Origin of the sequence: Clostridium aminobutyricum (assembly GCF_017255415.1) — a bacterium.
Lineage (GTDB): Bacteria > Bacillota > Clostridia > Peptostreptococcales > Anaerovoracaceae > Aminipila > Aminipila aminobutyrica.
The window spans coordinates 25,085-45,184 of sequence record NZ_JAFJZZ010000003.1; the positions used below are offsets into that span (position 1 = coordinate 25,085).

15 protein-coding genes are annotated in these 20,100 nt (G+C 39.5%); 12 read left to right on the plus strand and 3 right to left on the minus strand.

What is annotated here, in order from left to right; genetic code table 11:
- Positions 1 to 186 precede the first annotated feature (186 nt).
- Complete coding sequence (locus tag JYB65_RS08575) at positions 187 to 747, plus strand: DUF3793 family protein (protein WP_206582259.1); 561 nt, start codon at positions 187 to 189, stop codon at positions 745 to 747.
- Positions 748 to 798: 51 nt separating this feature from the next.
- Positions 799 to 1,227, plus strand: coding sequence for a flavodoxin (locus JYB65_RS08580; protein WP_206582260.1), 429 nt, complete (start codon positions 799 to 801; stop codon positions 1,225 to 1,227).
- A gap of 429 nt (positions 1,228 to 1,656) precedes the next feature.
- Here the strand turns inward: JYB65_RS08580 and JYB65_RS08585 are convergent, their stop codons facing one another.
- The 3 genes from JYB65_RS08585 to JYB65_RS08595 all read right to left on the minus strand — a co-directional run bounded on the left by JYB65_RS08585 (position 1,657) and on the right by JYB65_RS08595 (position 3,362).
- Positions 1,657 to 2,046 (minus strand): NifB/NifX family molybdenum-iron cluster-binding protein, encoded by a 390-nt coding sequence (locus tag JYB65_RS08585; RefSeq protein ID WP_206582261.1) that lies wholly within the window; start codon positions 2,044 to 2,046, stop codon positions 1,657 to 1,659.
- Between the two features lie 2 nt (positions 2,047 to 2,048).
- Entirely contained in the window at positions 2,049 to 2,924 is an 876-nt protein-coding gene (locus tag JYB65_RS08590) for an Mrp/NBP35 family ATP-binding protein (RefSeq protein ID WP_206582262.1), read from the minus strand.
- A 93-nt stretch (positions 2,925 to 3,017) separates the two neighbouring features.
- Positions 3,018 to 3,362 carry a DUF134 domain-containing protein gene (locus JYB65_RS08595; RefSeq protein ID WP_206582263.1) on the minus strand — a complete coding sequence of 115 codons (345 nt, stop codon included), beginning with the start codon at positions 3,360 to 3,362 and terminating at the stop codon, positions 3,018 to 3,020.
- Positions 3,363 to 3,595: 233 nt separating this feature from the next.
- Here JYB65_RS08595 and JYB65_RS08600 point away from each other — a divergent pair, with 233 nt between their 5' ends.
- The 10 genes from JYB65_RS08600 (at position 3,596) to JYB65_RS08645 (ending at position 20,079) form a co-directional block, all read left to right on the plus strand.
- Positions 3,596 to 4,279, plus strand: a complete 684-nt coding sequence (locus JYB65_RS08600) for an HD domain-containing protein (protein WP_206582264.1) — start codon at positions 3,596 to 3,598, stop codon at positions 4,277 to 4,279.
- A 243-nt stretch (positions 4,280 to 4,522) separates the two neighbouring features.
- Positions 4,523 to 6,283: a GGDEF domain-containing protein gene (locus tag JYB65_RS08605; protein ID WP_206582265.1), complete on the plus strand. Its 1,761-nt coding sequence runs from the start codon at positions 4,523 to 4,525 to the stop codon at positions 6,281 to 6,283.
- Between the two features lie 40 nt (positions 6,284 to 6,323).
- Positions 6,324 to 7,523 carry a [FeFe] hydrogenase H-cluster maturation GTPase HydF gene (hydF, locus tag JYB65_RS08610; protein ID WP_206582266.1) on the plus strand — a complete coding sequence of 400 codons (1,200 nt, stop codon included), beginning with the start codon at positions 6,324 to 6,326 and terminating at the stop codon, positions 7,521 to 7,523.
- 186 nt (positions 7,524 to 7,709) lie between these two features.
- Positions 7,710 to 8,843, plus strand: a complete 1,134-nt coding sequence (locus tag JYB65_RS08615) for a hypothetical protein (protein WP_206582267.1) — start codon at positions 7,710 to 7,712, stop codon at positions 8,841 to 8,843.
- Positions 8,844 to 8,972: 129 nt separating this feature from the next.
- Complete coding sequence (locus JYB65_RS08620) at positions 8,973 to 9,707, plus strand: ABC transporter ATP-binding protein (RefSeq protein WP_206582268.1); 735 nt, start codon at positions 8,973 to 8,975, stop codon at positions 9,705 to 9,707.
- 37 nt (positions 9,708 to 9,744) lie between these two features.
- Positions 9,745 to 10,497, plus strand: a complete 753-nt coding sequence (locus tag JYB65_RS08625) for an ABC transporter permease subunit (RefSeq protein ID WP_206582269.1) — start codon at positions 9,745 to 9,747, stop codon at positions 10,495 to 10,497.
- Between the two features lies 1 nt (position 10,498).
- A complete protein-coding gene (locus tag JYB65_RS08630) occupies positions 10,499 to 11,632 on the plus strand; it encodes a sensor histidine kinase (RefSeq protein WP_206582270.1) in 1,134 nt (377 codons plus the stop codon).
- Positions 11,633 to 11,664: 32 nt separating this feature from the next.
- Positions 11,665 to 12,351, plus strand: a complete 687-nt coding sequence (locus tag JYB65_RS08635) for a response regulator transcription factor (protein WP_206582271.1) — start codon at positions 11,665 to 11,667, stop codon at positions 12,349 to 12,351.
- Between the two features lie 321 nt (positions 12,352 to 12,672).
- On the plus strand, positions 12,673 to 13,734 hold the full coding sequence (locus tag JYB65_RS08640; RefSeq protein ID WP_206582272.1) for an S-layer homology domain-containing protein: 1,062 nt from the start codon (positions 12,673 to 12,675) through the stop codon (positions 13,732 to 13,734).
- Positions 13,735 to 13,785: 51 nt separating this feature from the next.
- Positions 13,786 to 20,079, plus strand: a complete 6,294-nt coding sequence (locus tag JYB65_RS08645; RefSeq protein ID WP_206582273.1) for a hypothetical protein — start codon at positions 13,786 to 13,788, stop codon at positions 20,077 to 20,079.
- Positions 20,080 to 20,100 lie beyond the last annotated feature (21 nt).

Below are 20,100 nucleotides of genomic sequence, written 5' to 3' on the forward strand. Positions count from 1 at the left end.
GTAATGTAGGTGGTAGTATATCAATGAAGTTAGCTCTAGCTAACCTTAAAAGTGAAATGAATACGACATGAATAAACAGCCGCTTAGAGAGGTCTTTGCGGCATATATTTACAATATTAGTTAGCTAAAGCTAACTTGCACGATGAAGAGATTGAAATAGGAGACGAATTAGATAGGAGAGATAATATGCTTGAAAAAATGGTTATTGAACATTGTGCACCAACCTTAGCCGGTCTTAAAACAGGGGACCTATTTAATTACAATTTTGAAGATTATCAGAACGCACAGGAGTCCATCCGCCAGCTAAGCGGATTATTAAATAAAAGAGGAATCTATTTAGAAGTACTTTTCGAAAGAGAAAAAAGCCTGTTGATTTATGTTTACAGGGAAAACAAGTTATCCTCTGATTTATCATGTCCAATGATTAGGGAGTTTTTAGAAAATCAAGGCTATAACTCAACTGATATAAAAACTGCTTTAGCGCTTTTAAAAAGACGTATAGCAAGCAACATAACAAAAACAGGATTCCCGCATGAAATTGGAGTTTTCCTAAGCTATCCGCTTCAGGATGTAAAAGGATTTATTGAAAATGCAGGGAGTAATTGTAAACATTGTGGGTATTGGAAGGTATATCAGGATGAAGATAAAGCGATCAATCTATTTCGCAAATTTGACAAATGCAAGCAAGTGTATCATCACCTTTGCGGGCAGGGTTCCGATATTGTGAAACTGACAGTGGCTTCTTAGTATTGGAGCAAAATAAGATTATTTTTAAGACAAGAAAGGTAGGATATTAAGATGAAGAAAATGGCGGTAGTTTATTGGAGCGGAACAGGAAACACGGAAGAGATGGCCAATGCCGTTGTGCAGGGAGCTAAAGATGGCGGATGTGAAGTTCAGCTCTTTAAAGCGGCGGATTTCAATAAAGAACTGGCAGAGGAATTTGACCTGATCGCTTTCGGCTGCCCTTCTATGGGTGCAGAAGTGCTGGAAGAGGAAGAGTTTGAACCGATGTATTTGTCATGCAAGGAAAAATTATCAGGAAAGCCTGTAGCCTTGTTCGGCTCTTACGGTTGGGGAGACGGAGAATGGATGAGGCTTTGGGAAGAGGATGTTTTATCAGCCGGTGCAGAATTGCCTTGCGGATATTTAATCATTAATGAAAGACCCGATGCAGCAGGAATTGAATCCTGTAAAGAACTCGGAGCGGGTTTAGCACGAGCATAATTTAAACAGCTCATTTATTTCACATACACATAAGCTAGAAATTGCTCACTTCGAAAGAAGTGAGTTTTTTCTGTCTTTCTTCAAAATTGCAAAGAAAACCAAAGTGGTTGATTTAGAACAAGAGCATTTCTCTACAGAGTATAATCCGCACTAGAAGAATAAGAAGGGGCTGCCTCAAAAATAGTTTTGAATCATTCTAGATAGCCAGTAGCGACGGATCATTTTGAAGCATGACCATTTTTTTCAAATTTAGTGCGCAAATCTTTCAGCGAGCACGAAGTGCGAAGAAAAGTACTGTTTGAGCGTACAGCGAGTTTACTTTTCTATCTGAAAGTTGTGAGATAAATTTCTGAAAAAATTCATTCTGAAAACGTATCCGTAGATACGGGCTATCTAGAATTCAGACTTTTGAGACAGCCCCTTTTAGTATTAATGACATTTTCCTCCGCACTTGTGGACACCACAGGCATGATCCTCTCCATGATCGTGATGATCACAGGTAGCTTCTGTGCTGTATTGAAGGGTGCCGTTTAAATAGGATTGAATCGTTGTATCGGCTTCTCCGGAAACGCCGGAAAATAAATTCATTCCGGCTGCAGAAATCGCAGTCTTTGCGCCTTCTCCAATCCCTCCGCAAATCAGAACGTTTACCCCTTTTCTTTGCAGGAATCCGGCTAGTGCTCCGTGGCCGCCGCCTTCCACTTCCATTATTTCGGAAGAAGTGACCTGACCTTTATCAATTTCATAGATTTTAAATTGCTTGGAATGTCCGAAATGCTGAAATACCGTTCCATTTTCATAGGGCACTGCTACTCTCATTCTTATACCTCCTGATTTTGTGAATCCGTGTTTGAATCACCGGAATTCACTTTCTGCTCAATAACGTGTACGAGTCCGTCGATCCAATCTCCATCGAATAACTCAATCATGCCTTTATCGCTTGCTGCGGCCAGTTTAGGATTGATCGGCAGCTTGGAGACACTTTCAATACTATGCTCGGCAGCAATGTCATCAATGTGGCTGACACCGAACACCGGGTATTCCTTACCGCAATCAGGGCATTGAAAGTAAGACATATTTTCAACAATCCCCAGAATAGGAATGTTCATCAATTTTGCCATTTTAACCGCTTTAGCCACAATCATCGAAACTAACTCCTGCGGGGAAGTCACGATGACGATTCCATCCAATGGAAGGGATTGGAATACAGTCAACGGAACATCTCCGGTGCCGGGCGGCATATCGACAAACATATAATCGATATCTCCCCAGATGACGTCTGTCCAAAACTGCTTTACGGTTCCGGCGATAACCGGCCCTCGCCAAACAACGGGATCGGTGTCATCTTCCAAAAGAAGATTAACGGACATCGTGCGAATACCTGTCGCTGTTTCTACTGGGAAAATCCCCTGTTCACTTCCGACTGCCTTCTTGTTTAAGCCAAACGCCTTCGGGATAGAAGGGCCTGTGATGTCCGCATCCAAAATGGCTGTGCTGTAGCCTTTACGGTTCATGGAAACGGCAAGAAGAGAGGTTACTAAGGATTTCCCTACGCCTCCTTTACCGCTGACCACGCCGATTACTTTTTTTACATGACTTAGTTCATTTGTTTTTTCGATAAGACTTTGCGGCTCTGTTCTGCCGGAACAAGCGGAAGAACCACAACTCCCACATTCGTGTGTACAGTTTTCACTCATGTTGATTTCTCCTTCATTGTATTTGTATCAGTAAGTTTTTACTTCTATTATAATAATGACCTGAAGCAACTATATGTTAACTATGTTAGTTTTTCACCTTTTCTTCGGACAATTCTTATTGCAGCCACAAATTTTATCAATATTTTGGCACAGCATGAAATCACCGCCGCATATCGTGAGAAGCTTGCCGTTCACCAGTGCATCCGCAAGCTTTCTTCGGGCTTCATTATAGATACCTTGCACGGTGGTACGGGCGATTCCCATCTGGATGGCACATTCTTCTTGCGTGCAGCCTTCCAGATCCATCAATCGGATGGATTCGTATTCATCAACAGACATCGTAATAATTTGATCAACTTGGATGGAATCACCAATCGGACCAAACTGGTCGTTGATCGGCATACAGCAGACTTTCCTGCATTTACGCGGCCTTGGCATAAAACACCTCATTTCTGACATATGTCATTTATATAGTATATTACGTTATTCAAGAAAAAAGTCAATAGATTTACCAAGTTTATATAATTTAGTGAATCATTACGTATATTTCACCATAAATTTATATACTATTAACACATTTGTCATTTACTTTATGATAAAATGAGAAAGTATAAGAAAAAGAAGAAAGAAGTTACCGTGGGAAGAAGACACGGAGAAAAGAAGGTGATAAAATGGAAAAAAAACGAATATCGTATGAGGATATTAAAAACAGTGTTGAAATTTCTACGTATATTAAAAGAGGAAATGACCTACTGGGAGCAATCGGCTTCACTGAACATGGGTTTGCCCATGCGGGTAAGGTAGCACAAAGAGCAGCAGACATATTAACGGTTCTGGGTTATGATGAAAGAACTATTGAACTTGCTAAAATAGCAGGTCACATGCATGATATAGGAAATTGTATCAATCGAAACGATCACGCTCAAAGCGGCGCCATCATGGCTTTTCGTATTCTTGACCGAATGCAGGTTGACGCGGAAGAGATCGCTACGATTATTGGGGCAATCGGCAATCACGATGAGGGAACAGGCGTTGCATTCAGCCCGATTTCGGCCGCTCTGATATTGGCAGATAAATCGGATGTAAGAAGAAGCCGAGTTCGTTATAAGAATAGGAATGAAGAGAAATTATCAGAAGACATACATGACCGAGTAAACTATGCCGTACATCATTCCAGACTTACCGTAAATCCGGAGTCGAAGTGCATTTTACTGGAACTGGAGATTGATACGGCCATCAGTGTGGTAATGGAATACTTTGAAATATTCCTGAGCCGTATGGTGATGTGCCGAAATGCGGCAAAGTTCTTAGGACTGAGCTTTGAATTAAATATCAACAACATAAGGCTGTTGTAACAGCATAGAAAATAATGGGTTCAAATGAGAGAGAAAACAGGTATAGCTATATACCTGTTTTCTTATGTGCCCAGTAAGCGGAAAGGGCTGGACTTAACTTGTATTTAACCTGCAGCAAAACGTACATTTTACAGAAACATGGTATGTTACAGATAAGTGAAGCCAACATTTGGAAGCAATACGGTCAGAATGATTTAAAAGTAAAATAGATACGGTATCTAAGACGTCCTGTAAGAGGAAGGAATGCTAATCGTGATGGTTGATGAGAAAATAAAAGAACAAGTCCATAAGATAATAAATCAAAAAAAAATAAAATCGGTGTATCAACCCATTATATCGCTGGAAGACGGAAATATTTTTGGGTATGAAGCGCTCAGCCGAATAGACAGTGATGATTGTAAGCTGACAATAGAGGAGCTTTTTAAAGTCGCGGAAAAGGTGAACAAGCTATGGGAATTGGAAGACCTTTGCCGGAAGGAATCCTTAAAAAATGCATCGGATAAACCTTTCGGAAAGAAATTATTTATCAATGTAGACCCTAATATTATTTATGATGAAGACTTTAAAGCCGGTGTAACGCATAAACATCTGGAGAAATACGGATTGAGCCCGGAAGACATCATTTTCGAAATAACGGAAAGAAGTGCTATTGAAGATGTAAAAACCTTTAAAAAATCGGTTAACCATTATAAAAATCAAGATTATCAAATTGCAATAGACGACGTGGGATCAGGCTATTCCGGATTGAATCGGATTTGTGCTTTTTCACCTGACTTTTTAAAAATTGATATGGCTCTCGTAAGAAATATTGATAAAGATTCCATGAAGCAATCCCTAGTAGAGAGCTTTGTGCATTTTTGTGAAAGTTCAGGAATTCAGCTGATCGGAGAAGGAATCGAGACAGAGGAAGAATTAAAAACCCTTATAAAGCTAAAGGTACAATTTGGACAGGGCTATTATATACAGCATCCTGCGAAGAAGTTGAGTGACATAGATGCTGAATTGAAAAGAAATATAAAGGATACCTATGCCAAATACAACAAATATGCGTATAAGCCTTCCTTTTTCGGAAATATCGGAACGATATGTAAGGCAAAAGAAGTCGTATTTCCGAAAGCGTTAGGAGCTTCTATCTATGAAGCGTTTAAATACACTCCTGAAATCACGGAGCTTTGCGTTGTAGACGAGGAAGAAAATGTGTTGGGGATCCTAACAAGAAGTGCTATGTTGGAGAGTTTTGGCGGGAAATTCGGTTATGATTTGCATGCCAGAAAAACGGTAAGCTCGTTAATGAACCGAGAATTTCTGATGCTGGACTACGCAACACCTATCGAAGTAGTGTCCAAGATGGCCCTTGCCAGACCGATAGATACCTTATATAATGCGGTGGTGGTTACACAAAACGGAAAATATTTAGGGGTCGTAACGGTGAAGGACCTACTGGAAACAGCCATAACCATCCAAGTGACCCGGGCAGTAGATGCCAATCCGTTAACGGGATTGCCGGGAAATGCGGTGATTGAACGAACCGTTTCCGAATGCATACAATCCGAAAAACCGTTTGCCGCTATTTATTTGGACTTAGATAATTTTAAAGCGTACAATGATGCATACGGTTTCAACAATGGCGATTTAATGATAAAAACAGTTGCCAATTGCATCAGCAACTGCTGTGATAAGGACGAATTTGAAGGGCATATCGGCGGAGATGATTTTGTAATTATTACAGATTATTGGGAAGTAGAAGGACTTTGCCATGAAATCATCACACAATTTGCGAATTCCATCGAAAGTTTGTATAGTTTACAGGATTGGAAGAATAAATATATTATTTCGAAAAACAGAAACGGTTTTGAAGAGAAATTCCCCATAGCGACTTTATCCATTGCTGTAGTGACCAATAAGGAGAATCCTATCGGCAGTATTGATGAATTCTCCAGAAATATAGCTTCTGTAAAAAAGAAATGTAAACAGGTGGAAGGAAATTGTATTATAATAGCATAAAAAGAATGTCTCACCTGTTTAATGGGACAAAGGAGTTTACATGAGTTTACAGGATACGCCAAGAGCAACAAGATTGCATATCGGAATCTTTGGTAAGAGAAACAGCGGGAAGTCAACCTTGTTAAATGCCCTTACCAATCAACCGATTGCAGTCGTATCGGATATTGCGGGAACCACGACCGACCCGATTTATAAATCCATGGAAATCAGCGGCATCGGGCCGGTTGTTTTTATTGATACAGCGGGATTTGATGATGAAGGTGAATTGGGGGAACTCAGAGTGGAGAAGACCGAACTGGCTTCTCGTAAAACGGATATAGCTTTGATGATCTTTACCGAAGTGCCGGATATTGAAGAGGCTTGGATACGAAAATTAAAAGGAACAGCCACGCCGGTCATCCCGATTATTAATAAAGTAGATTTATTGAAAGAAGATGTCATACAGAAACTTTCAACGGAAATAGAAGAATTGACCGGAGAAAAACCGATCCTTGTGAGTGCAGAGCAGGGAATAGGCATTGAGAAAATTCGTGAAGCCTTGATTCACAAGCTTCCCGAGGACTACAAAGCCATCAGCCTAGTGGGAGATTTAGTCCGTCAAGGGGATGTGGTTTTGCTTGTCATGCCTCAGGATATTCAAGCCCCAAAAGGCCGTTTAATATTACCTCAGGTGCAAACGTTAAGAGAACTGCTGGATAAGAAATGTCTGGTGATGAGCTGTACAACCGATCAATATGAGGCTACCTTACAAGTATTAAACAAGCCGCCTACATTAATCATAACCGATTCTCAAGTCTTTAAAACAGTCTATGATTTAAAGCCGGAAAGCAGCATGCTGACTTCCTTTTCGGTATTGATGGCCGCCAGCAAAGGAGATATTGAGGCCTTTATCCAAGGTGTAAAAGCGATTGCTGATTTAACGGAGAATTCCAAAGTCTTGATTGCAGAGGCTTGCACGCATAAGCCTTTAAAAGAGGATATCGGCAGAGAGAAGATACCGCATATGCTCCGAAAGAAAATCGGCGACGGCTTGCAAATTGATATCGTGAACGGTATTGACTTTCCGAATAAGCTGACGGATTACGATTTGATTATTCATTGCGGAGCGTGCATGTTTAACCGAAAGTATGTCCTGTCCAGAATCGAGCAAGCTCAAACTCAGCATGTGCCGATCACAAATTACGGAGTTGTCATCGCCTATATTTCGGGGATTTTAGACAAAATCAGCTACTGCAAATAGACGATGTGAAACCATTAATAAATTCTCTTTATTTGTTAATGAATTGTTAATATTTACGATATATAATGTTAAAATCTGCAGATTACAATAAGAACATCAAGAGCGTGCAGGGGATACAAAAAGTAGGTCAGAAATGACGGCGCATTGATGAAACGATATATAAAAAAGAAGAAAGGTATTGGGATTATGAAGAAACAATTTATGGTAAAACACCGAAAACATTTTATTACGATGACCTGCCTGGTAGCAGGCATGCTGGTTCTGACTACCGCAGTGTACGCAAACTATGATAATGCGGGAGGCTACACCAATTATAAAAATGCAGTAAAAAATCTTGCATTTGATGCCGATAACTACACGGCTGATGCGAATATGACCTTCATTATGGATGGGGAAGAAATGACGACCTCCGAATTCCTTTATAAGTGCAATAACGGAGATACAAGCCAGTATAATTTAACCAATGACAACTTCAGCGGTGAAGCTTCGAAATCAGAATATTATTCTTATGTAAACGGGGATAAGAGATACGTTTATTATCCGGAAACCAATATGTACTATGAAAGCAAGATTGACGGAGAAAAGAACAAGACTATCATTCCGCTGGATGATGCAACTTCCAAAAAAGCCGTACGGTTTGCAGAATTGATGGCAGATGCTTTTGTAGGGGATCTAAAGAATAACGTAGTACTGGTATCAGAAGAGGATGGTGTAAGAAAGTATTCCATTCATGTTGAAAAAAGCCAGATTCCTGAAATCGTAAATGCAGGTCTATCTCTTATGTTCACTGCCAATAACAATTCACCAAATTCTAGCTCCTATGTGACCTATAAGAATTATGAAAAGACATTCAATGCCTTTTATAAAGAAAAAACAGGAAATGATTACAAATCACTTGATTATTCAAATCTTTCAGAATCAGAACAGGAAGCTTTAAATGACATCTATAACGCTTTTGATAAAAAGTATTCTGGCATATTGGAAGCTAAAGGGCATAAGGGAATTGTACTGGTTTTAGCAAATGGGGACTATAAATATTACACCAATTATTCAGACTATATGAATTCTGAATATGCGCCAAACGAAGCAAAAACAATGGCCATGTTCGGAGATGATCCTTATGTGGATGATGTAACGATGAATGTAACCTTAGATGAGAAAGGAAGATTAGCAGAAAACTATCTGGAAGCTTCCTTAATGGGTAAAGATAAAAATGGTGAGAAACATGTGGCAACCATGAAAGTAAATTCAAAGATTTATGATTATGACAAGACTAGTGTTGACCTGTTTAATCCGGAAGGAAAAACGAAGCAGAATTAATAGAACAAGAAGAGCAGGTGATTCAGTCAAGTATGTATCGAAAACCTGCTCTTCATTTAGATAACTAAGAATCGGCATTTCAATCCATACTAGGTTGAAGTGCCGTACTATAAAAGGGGATTTATATATATGGAAAAGGTATTGGAAGTAGAACAATTGACGAAGCTTTATAAAAATGGCAGGGGTGTCCGGAATATAAACTTTTCGATTGAACGAGGCGATGTCGTAGGCTTGCTCGGACCGAATGGATCAGGGAAAACGACCATTATGAAAACAATCATGGGACTATGCCATGCAGATTCAGGACATGTAACTATTTTTGAGAGTGATGTGGAAGAGGATGTAGAGAAAACGTTATCGAAAGTAGGCGGTCTGATTGAAAGACCGGCTATCTTTGAATATTTAAGTGCAAGAGATAACCTGAAGATGATGGCTAGGTATTATCCGGGGGTGGATGCTGCCAGAATTGATCACGTAATGGAGGTTGTCCGTATAAGCCGCTATCAAAAAGAAAAGGCAGGGCGTTTTTCGTTGGGAATGAAACAGCGCTTAGGTCTGGCGCTTGCCATTTTATCTGAACCGGAACTGGTGGTATTAGATGAACCTACCAATGGCTTAGATATTGAAGGTACCGTTGAAATTAGGGAAATCATAAAGAAGATGGCGGAGGAAAAGGGGACCTCTTTCTTGATCGCCAGTCATTTGGCTCCCGAATTGGAGAAGACATGCAACAAAGTAGCTGTCGTGCATGAAGGGGATCTTCTTTCTTTCGAAACAATGGGGGATGCGTTGAAATTAAACCCGTCTCTTGAAGACTATTTCTTATCTATGGTGAAAGATAAAAGGGGAACGGTATTAATATAACGAGATTAATGAAGCTTAACTAGGGAGGATTTTTTCCGTGAAATTATTTATAGCTAACATGCAAAATGAATTAAAGAAATTATCAACCAGAAAGAAATTTTTGGTATTTTTGATCATCGAAGTTGTCATCTGCATCATCTGCGGAGTGATTAACATGGCGATCGGCAAGGCATCGGGCGGTGTGGTTTCATCCTCACTTATACTTGCCAATATGCCGATGGCAATGCTATCTTTCTTCATACAGATTTATATCCCGCTTATCATCTTTATGGCCGCCTGTGATTTATTTTCAGGAGAGGTGCATGACGGTACGATACGGGCGACTTTTATGAGGCCAGTCAGCAGAGGCAAGCAATATTTTTCAAAAATTGCCGCTATTATGATTTTAGCAGCGATCTATATTGTTACGCTGTTTATCTTTACAACAATTATTAAAGGAGTTGCAGCGCATTCTACCGAAGGTCTGATTGACAGCTTTTTATCCTATACGTTAGATATTATTCCATTGATCGTACTGGTTTTATTTGCGGCCATGATGAATCAATTTTCACGTAGCCCATCGCTTTCTATTATTATATGTATTATAATATACATAGCGCTTTATATTATCGGGATTATAGTACCTCTATTAAGCGGGCTGCTATTTACCGGTTATTTACAATGGCATAATTTATGGATCGGAGCAACACTTCCGTTTAAATTTATGATCAGCAAAATGGGAATCCTAGTTGGGTATGGCATGATTTTTGGCTGTGTCGGATATTATTTGTTTGAGAGAAGAGAAGTATAAGATGAAATCGTTAAAAGGACGTTTTATTCGTGCAAATATATTAATGGTAATTATTTCAGCAGTATTGGTGATTTTTGTCTCCTTACTGCTGCTCTTTATTTTTTCCATGAGTGAACGAGATGGGGTGAGAATTCTCATTGAAAGATCGGGGCAAATTTTTGAAGGGGAATTTAACTTTAAGGACTCGCTGATGATGTATGCCGCCATATGGGCGGTGCTCATTTGCAGTATGGAACTGTTCGTTTGTACGATTCTTAGTGCCAGCCTTTCTAGGGCGATTTTGGAGCCTTTACGGCAATTGCGTACGGCTGCGGAAACGATCGCAGATGGGAACTTAAGCTTCGAGATCCTTTCTTGTGAGGATAAAGAATTAAACGACCTATGTATTTCCTTTGACCAAATCCGGCAGCGTCTAAAGAGAAATGCGGAGCAGGAAAAGAGAATTGAAACGGAGCGAAATATGCTGATTGCGAATTTATCCCATGACATGAGAACGCCCATTACCACTATAAAGGGATATTTGGAAGGAATAAATGACGGGGTGGCGGATTCACCTGAAAAGATGCAAAAATATTTAGACACGATATATAACAAAGCTCTCATTTTAGAGCGGTTGGTAGACAATATGACCCAATATTCCGAATTGGAACTGGGAAGGATGCAGTATGCGTTTGAATTTGTGGATTTAACGGCATATTTGAAGGATCTCGAAGAGGATTATAAACAAAGCCTTGAAGACGGCGGTTTTTGCTTGGAAGTCAAATTGTTAGAGATGCCGCTGACTGTGGTGGCTGACAGGGATAAGCTGAAAAGAGTATTGGACAATCTGCTGTCGAACGCCATCAAATACAATAAGGACGGTGGAAACGTCACTATATCAACGGAGACGGACGGGAAAGGGGTATTGCTCTCGATTTCCGATACCGGTATGGGTATCAAAGAGAGTGATATCAACAAGGTATTTGACGGTTTTTATCGAGGAGATGCTGCGCGCAGCAACATAAAGGGGAATGGACTTGGCCTTGCGATTTCCAAACAAATTATAGAAAGCCACCGAGGCAAAATCTGGATTAAGAGTGAAGAAAATGTAGGAACACAAGTGTATATTTATTTGCCGCTTCGTCAAAAAGAATAAGAGATCATTAAATCAAAAAGAGGGACTGTAAAATGAAAATATTAGTAATTGAAGACGATAAAAGCATCGCTGAATTGGAAAGAGACTATTTAGAGATCAATGGCTATGAGTGCGATATTGCATACGATGGAAAGGAAGGACTGGAGCTGGCTTTAAATAATGACTATGCTCTGGTTATTCTGGATATCATGCTCCCGGGTATAGACGGCTTTGAATTGTGCAGCAAATTCCGCGAACAGAGAGAGACGCCGATTATTATTTTATCTGCCAAGAAGGATGATATTGATAAAGTCCGCGGACTCGGACTCGGAGCAGACGATTATATGACGAAGCCTTTCAGTCCAAATGAGCTGATGGCTAGGGTGAAAAGCCATATTAATCGATACGACCGATTGACCGGAGGTAAGTCCAATTCCAATAAAATCTTAGAGATTCGTGGGCTTGAAATTGATAAGGACAGCCGACGTGTTTTTGTCAAAGGTGAAGAGAAAATGATGCCAGCTAAAGAATACGATTTGCTTTTATTTTTGGCTGAGAATCCAAACCGTGTATTTTCAAAGGACTATATTTTCGACCGTATTTGGGGAATGGATGCGATCGGCGATGTATCTACTGTGACGGTACATATTCGCCGAATCCGTGAGAAAATTGAACAAAACATGAACAACGTTCAATATATTGAAACAGTGTGGGGGGTAGGCTATCGCTTTAAGGGATAAGCAAACAAGACAATCTATGCGGAACGGAAGAAATCATCGCCGATGTACAGATTTTGTACAGGGGATGATTTTTTTTATTGACAAAATATAAAAAATGTATAAAATGTAATAAAAAGGAAATAAATAACAACTGCCGCACTTTGAAAATTAAATAGGGATCAGGGTAAATCGTTAATGATACCCATATATTGACATAAAAAGAAAATTAGGTTAATATGCAGGTATAGAAAAATCAAAATTCTAGGACTATATCTCATGAAGGAAGGCATACTTTTCATTGTAAAGATGAGGTGATTAGGGCTTTTTATAAGGAGGGAACCAATGAAAAAACTCTTATATGTAATAGGTATGTTGCTCCTGTTAGGAGCTGCATCGGTGGCTTATGCCAATACTGAAACGAAGGGAAAGACCTTTTCGGATGTTAGTTCCGCAAATTGGGCGTATGCATCTGTCAATGCGATGAGCCAGAAAGGTATTTTAACAGGTTATCCGGATGGCACGTTCAAACCGGGCAACCCCCTCACATACGGACAGTTTATCAAAATGGCACTAATTGCGGCGACCAATGAAGATATCGGAAACAGCAGCTCCGGCAATTGGGCGTTAAGCTATTATCATGAAGCACTGGAACAGAAATATTTTGGAACGACAGATATCAAGGAAAGTCAGTTAAACAGCCAAATCCCGAGAACCGATATGGCCCTTATTATCTCGAACATCTTAGGAGATATCGCGATTAATAATTACGACGAGCTGGAGGCAAGTATTAGTGATGTAGATTCTACGACAAAGAACGATTACGATATAATGAAGGCGTATGCTACAGGTATTTTAACCGGATATGCTGACGGTACGTTTAAGCCTAACGGAACACTGACAAGAGCCGAGGCCGTAACGGTTATTCATAGACTTGTAGATGAGAGTAAAAGAGTGTTGCCGGAAGGGAAAAAAGAAGAGCCTGTTGTGAACGATTCTGGTAAAAGTTATAAAACGGTTAATACGAAAGATTACTTTGATCCGGCTACCGTGTATGATGTTAAAAAGACAAACACTGGAACCTTTGAGGATACGGCAGAATTTTACACTGATGCAAGCTTATTTGATTTTAAGATGAATACAGAATATCAAGAGAAAAATGGCGAATGGGATTGCTCATTTACACATATACTTGCAGGATATGTATACCTTGTGAAAGATGGAAAAATTACAACATGGTGTCAGACTACTCCCATGTATGATGAAGATGCTAATTTTTTAAATTATTTCGGTTCAATATCAAGTACTAATGTAAGGGATGCAGATTATATCGTAGTGGCGTCACACTACTCACAAGAAAAGAAAACGTGGGGAACAGTAATTGTCGTAAATCCTTTTAAACAATAAAGATCTTGCATTTTTATTGTTTAAAAGGATATTAAAGGAGAATCATAAATTATGACAAACAACTTAATCATACGAAAAGGAATATCTTTTCTTTTAATAGCAACCCTGATTCTCTCAGGGTTTTTTATTACGCCAAATTACTCCTATGCGGCAAAAACCGTTTTATCGGATAAAACATATTATCATTTAGATATGGGGGTGCAGCTGGCCTATATGGGAAGTGATTGGGCAAGCAGAGGATACAATTATGGGGAGACTATAACTCCTAATCCAACGGTGAGCTTTAACAATGATGTAGAGGCAATTGATACTTACCCTTTAAGCAGCAGTAAGGGCAGCATCTTTGATTTTGATGGCAGCACCAGCAGTACAAATATTCCGAGTAGCTTAAAAAATCAAGCTGGAAATTATCAAATGGCATATAATAACTTTTATTCAGATTATGTAACAACCTCCATGTCGGCCAAAGGTAGTCCTTCGACAAATGGTAAGCAAATTTCATTTTCCTATTCGGCCAGGTTGAATACTACTGAAAAACTTGATGTTGTTAACTATGGCGCAAAAGGCTGGGACGAACAGATATGGCAGCTGTTTGGTGGCAAGAACAATGTTTCAGATAGCAACATAAAATCCGCCATAGAAAATGCACTGGAGCAGGGATTTAACGGTACGGCGGGAGATAACCGGCTGTATTTGATCTTTTGCCCGACTGTCATTGAATATAAGAAATATATTGAAATAGCTGATTTACAAGCAAATTTAGGTTTGCCGACTTCTGCAAAATCTGGAGAGAAATTCAACGTCTTTGATGATTCTTATGTAGACAGTTCTTTAACGTTGGATAATGCGATTATTGAGCATAAAAACAAAGAAACGAATTCATGGGACATCATTGGAGAATTTGAGGGCACAGGAAATGCGGGAGAAAATACGGGAGGTACGGTAGAGCAAGACTTTGATGAAATAGGGACAGAAACTTTTCGGCTTACCATAACCGCTACAAATGGGCAAGAATCTACGGATTTAAAAAATATTGAGATAACCGACGGAAGAGAGATCAGCGGGGTCGCTGATTTAGTCTTGGATGAATACACCTATGAAGGGCATCCGGCCGATGCCGACGACTGGTCTACTTTTGAGGTAGATGGAGTGCACTACTCTGCAAAACGTGCCTATGAAGAAAAAGTGGCAACCAATAAGTTCAGGACGACCGGAGGCACCATCAAGAAAGATGGTTTAACCGCTGCTATCGTAACGTATCCTAAAAAAGGTACCTATCCCGTTACACTGGATATCACAACTGCGACGGGCGAAAAATTGTCGGACACGGAGAATATTGAAGTACGAAAAACTCCTTATGTGATGGATTCTTTAGGTGGCTTTCAAAAGCAGAATCGAAAGCAAATATTAACGCTTAACGTTGCCATCTATCCGGATAAACCGATTGTGGATTACAGTATCCGGATTAAAGATTTAGTGACCAATGAAATCATTGATCTCACAAAGGATATCCCACAGGAAAACGGAGCATGCATCAAAACCAGACCCGCCGTTATGGATGCAAGCGGGCAGTATTGGACGACTATCACCGTTGAGTTTCTCACTAAAATGCCAAGGTACAGTGATACAGGCCTTACACCTAGAAAATTCAGCTATGATGCAAAAGTCACCGACAGCAAAGGAGATTCGGACGAAGTGTATAAGGAATTTAATGTTGCTCCGGATGTACCTCCGATTCCGGCCATCAGCATGCAGGACAGCTTTCTGCGGGGAGCCGGGACCAACACGGCAGCTATCGAAGCAGCTGATGCAAGCTCATCCGATGGGGATCAGCTGGAACGTACCTGGCTTGCAGCAAACCATGATCCGCTGACAGGGCTTGCAATCGATCAAAATAATGCATTGGCTGTAATTCCAGCATCAAGTTTTGTCAATGCCACATTACTCGCCGGATATAAAAATTTAGCCTTTGGAACTAATCAGACAATCGGATTTGATAAAATAGGCGTAGGAAAAACAACCGTAAAACTCCATGTAAAAGACATTTGGATTGAGCCGACTCTTGAAGAATATATAACGCCGTCTGATTATTTAGAAGCAGAAACAACCGCAAGTACGCAGGTCATCAACATCGCTCCTGTTGTCAGCATTGAACCGATCAACACGCTGAAAGCGAATATTGCTATAATGGTGGCTAAAAATAAACTAGATAATGTAAAAAATCAATCTAATGCCATGAAAGCAGATTTATTACAAAAAGGTATTGACGGAAACATATCATTTATCCCGGTTGCAGAAACGTATAATGGAACACTTACTAGAGAGTCTTTTGTTACACTTGATGGAGCTAGTTGTTTAGGACAATCTGTTTCTACGTCCGAATATCTCTATGTAATGGAAGCTGTATCTGTTACTAAAACCGATAATAGCACTACCGCCAATAACGTGAAAATAGTAGCTTATGATAAAGCGGGGAAACAAAAGTGGAATTATGCTTTTACTGAACACCCGCCTCAGCATCGGTTATATGTTGATAATCAAGAAAAATATTTATTATGCAGCGGTACAAAATTGGATGGAAAAGCATTTACCTTAATTTTTACTGCTAAAACAGGAGCTTTACTAACAACATTTGATAATGTAAGCATCCCTTCAGATTCAAAAGTATTCTTAAGCTCTGACGAAAAGCGAATATATATTTTTAACAGCGTGGGAATACAAAAAATAGATTTCAAGACAGGCAAATACACAACTGTTTTAACTGGAGCCTTATATGTCCCGCGTTTAACAGGTGGAAAAGTTGGATATGTAGCAAAAATGGCTGATATGAGATATTATCTCGGAAAGTTTGATATGTCTACAGAATCAGCCGATAAATTAGCTTTGCCAACATTAGATTTCTATAATGACCAAATGGCAAATACAGATGGAACCTCATGGGTAACTCCCATTGATTGGAGTAATGACGGCAAGGTATTAATAGCAAGAAGATTATATGCAGATTATTATGGTGCAAATGGAGGGCAATCGTGGGTTTTAGATGCAAAAACACAGAAACAATGTTTTTCAAGTATACCCGTGGGAGAAGACAAAGGCTGGAACACCTTCTTGGTTAAAGATACGAATGGAAATGCTGATTATTTTACAATAGCGTATGGGTACAAAGGCACATCGCAATATTATAGTGTCTTTAGCATCTATAAAATAAATGAGGGAGCTGCCGAAAGCATAACCAGCTGGAATTCGGGTAAGCAAGGACAAGTAAAGATTCCAAATGCAGGTTATTATGAGAATGGAAAAATAACTTTATTAGGTGAAGAATATTATGGTAAATGTTGGGTTTACAACTTAACTACAAAAACTTATGAACTAGCAGATTCGAGCATAAGTTCATTGGGACTTGACCCACTGACAGGTACTATAAACCGTTATGATGGCGGGATTATAAGTCATTATTATGATAATGGCTGGAATGGAAACGGTTCTTTTTACTATTTTAACAGATATAAAGTGCCAATCACGTCTGACCAATCTGCATATAGAGGAATTATTGAAAAGGCAGACTTTGGAGATGCAGAAAATTATATCGTAAATTATGATCTTGGAGACATGCCTAAAGTAGCAGATATAGCAACACAAAAAAATGCATTAATGGTCACCCTAGAAAACGGTATAAATAGTCTTGCAGATAAAATTGATGAAATAGGAAAGGCTCCGCAATATGTATTAAACATTATCGGAAATGGGGTAACCAATGTAGGTTCTATATTCAAAAATGTTATTTTAGAGCCAAATGCCGAATACGAGTATGCTTATGATTTGCAAACTGTATCAGGAACTGCAATAGATGTATTTAAAGAAAGTCATACTAACACAATTTATGGTGCAGGGGTTACTTACTATAAAGAACCGATTTATAAAGCAGATTTAACCAATGGAAGCAATAGTGATATTACAAAAGGTTTTGTAAAGTATGAGACAGGTGATTGGTTTAATGGAAGCCATTGGGGTTATGCAGGATATGGCGGCGGCATGAACTCAAAAAATGGTAGCGCAAGCGGGCCGGTCATATCATTCACAATGGGAAAAGCGGGATACATAGAAATTAAAATGGCTGGATATGCAGAGAGAAATATATCTATTGATGGAAAAACATTATATAGTAGTATGGATGACAAATATGTACTTCTTTTACCAGCGGGTAGCCACGTCTTAAACTTAGGGACAACGAATACCGATAACCAAAGTGTTATACAAAACATTGAAATCGGTTATTTATCAACAAGCGATAACAGTTTTTCCGGAACTTCCGTATCTGCTAATATAGATGGAATACAAGCAGTAACGGGCAAGTTCAAAGCAGGGAAAGAAGTAGCTTATACAGAATTGCAGTCAGGAGTTTTTACATCATTAAACCTTTACGACATGATAAATAAGGGCTATATGCAAGTGAGTGAAGGGGGCATGACCGGATATGTCACTATAAGCGGTGATGGACGAAATGCAACCTCTGTATTTACAGGAAGAACTCCGAATAGTGGTAAGATAACCACAAAAATGTATGTAAAAATTACCGCTCCTGCTGATAAAATGCTTTGGATAAATTACGGTGCATATCATAAGCTATTGCAACCATCAGAAGTTTTTAGTACAACTTATTCCAGTCAAGGTTACCAGGTTTATAACGTAACTTATGTATCCGATTTTTATGCAATAGAACTTCCAATAGGTACAATGGGAATAACCTCAGCAAGTGCTATTTCTTTTGGCTCTACAGCAAGTTGTGTACCAAAGTATTCATTAAAAAATAGAAATTCATACTTTTATAACGTGACCTTCCCTACAAGCACGACCGCCAAAATTGTAAAGTGTCAATCAGGCGCAAGTGAACCAAATAGTACAATTTCATTTACGAGTGAAAGTTCAACCGCTTTATTAAATGCGCTGGTTTCGAACTTTGCATTGAAATCCCGATATCCCGCATACAATCTGCTTGGCACCTATATATCCGATGATTTTTGCAGTTTAAATGGACTTTCCCTAAATGGATGGAACAAATCTTTAAAAGGAACAGGTAGCGCAGATATAAAGTTAGTTGAACCAGCTGAAAAAGAGGAAGATACGCCGCTTATCTATAAAAAAGGTCAGCTGATCGCCTATAACATCAACTATTCTGATTATGAGAATGATCCGAGTAAATACGGATATTGGATTTACGCCCATACCCCGTATAACGATGGAGAGTATCCGGATGCTGCTATTATTTATGATGAAGACGGCAATATTAAATCGGTTTGCGGGCAGGCAGTTACACCGGGTTCTATAAGCATTGACCAAGCACTAAGTATGGCAAAATCAAAAGGAACCAAGAGCTTAACCGCTCCGATTGATCGATTCTACGTCGATGGTAAATATATTGTCTATCACTGGGAGTATGATGACACTTCAAGGGGATCAGTGATCGGAGGTTATCCGGGATATGATAAGGTATCCAATACGGCAGATCTGACCTTCTATGTGGAAGGCAGTGCATCGGCGCCGTGGATCACAGGTATCAGTACAAGCCCAGCTACCGTAAAGGAGAACAATTATTTTAGTATCAATATAGGCATAGACGATATTGAGAAAGACATTCTAAATCTCACGACGGAAGTATATAAAGATAAAAAATTGATCTATACCCACCGAAAGAAAAACATCTATCCGATGGATGCATCAGGGAATACGACAACTGATCCTACAAAGGCAGTAGGCTATCCGGTTACGAATACCGGTGCATTACCGGACAAGGCTCAAGCGGGAACCTATGAAATCGTGGCGACGGTAAGAGATCAAACCGGAGCCGGAATTGGTTCGTATAAGTTTATTGTCGTATCTGAAGGTAAGATTACCGGCTATGTGAATCATACTGATAAGTGGGATATCAACAGAAAGAAATATAATCTCTCATGGTTTGGAAACGAGATCAATGCAGCCTATACGTATTCAGAGTATATGGCCTTATCCTTGCCGAGAACGCGGGGAACAAATGTCTTTTGGAGCGGAGAGAAATTTATGCTTCAGGCGGCAGTAGCCGGGAGTCCTACTACGGTAACGGCCAAAATAAATGGCTATTCCTATAGCGCAACCATGAGCAGCACCGGCACCAAAAATTCAAGTGGAGAAACCATTTACACCGGATCCATTTGGGATGAAGATATGATTAATAAGTGGGGGATGGACACACCGGAGCAATTAACCTTTACATTTACCGCAACGTATAGCGGTGGAACGACTAAAACAAGTACAGCCACAGTGATAGTAGATAATATGAATCCATATTGGAAACTTCATAGAGCCTTTTAACTATGAATAAACAAAATACAG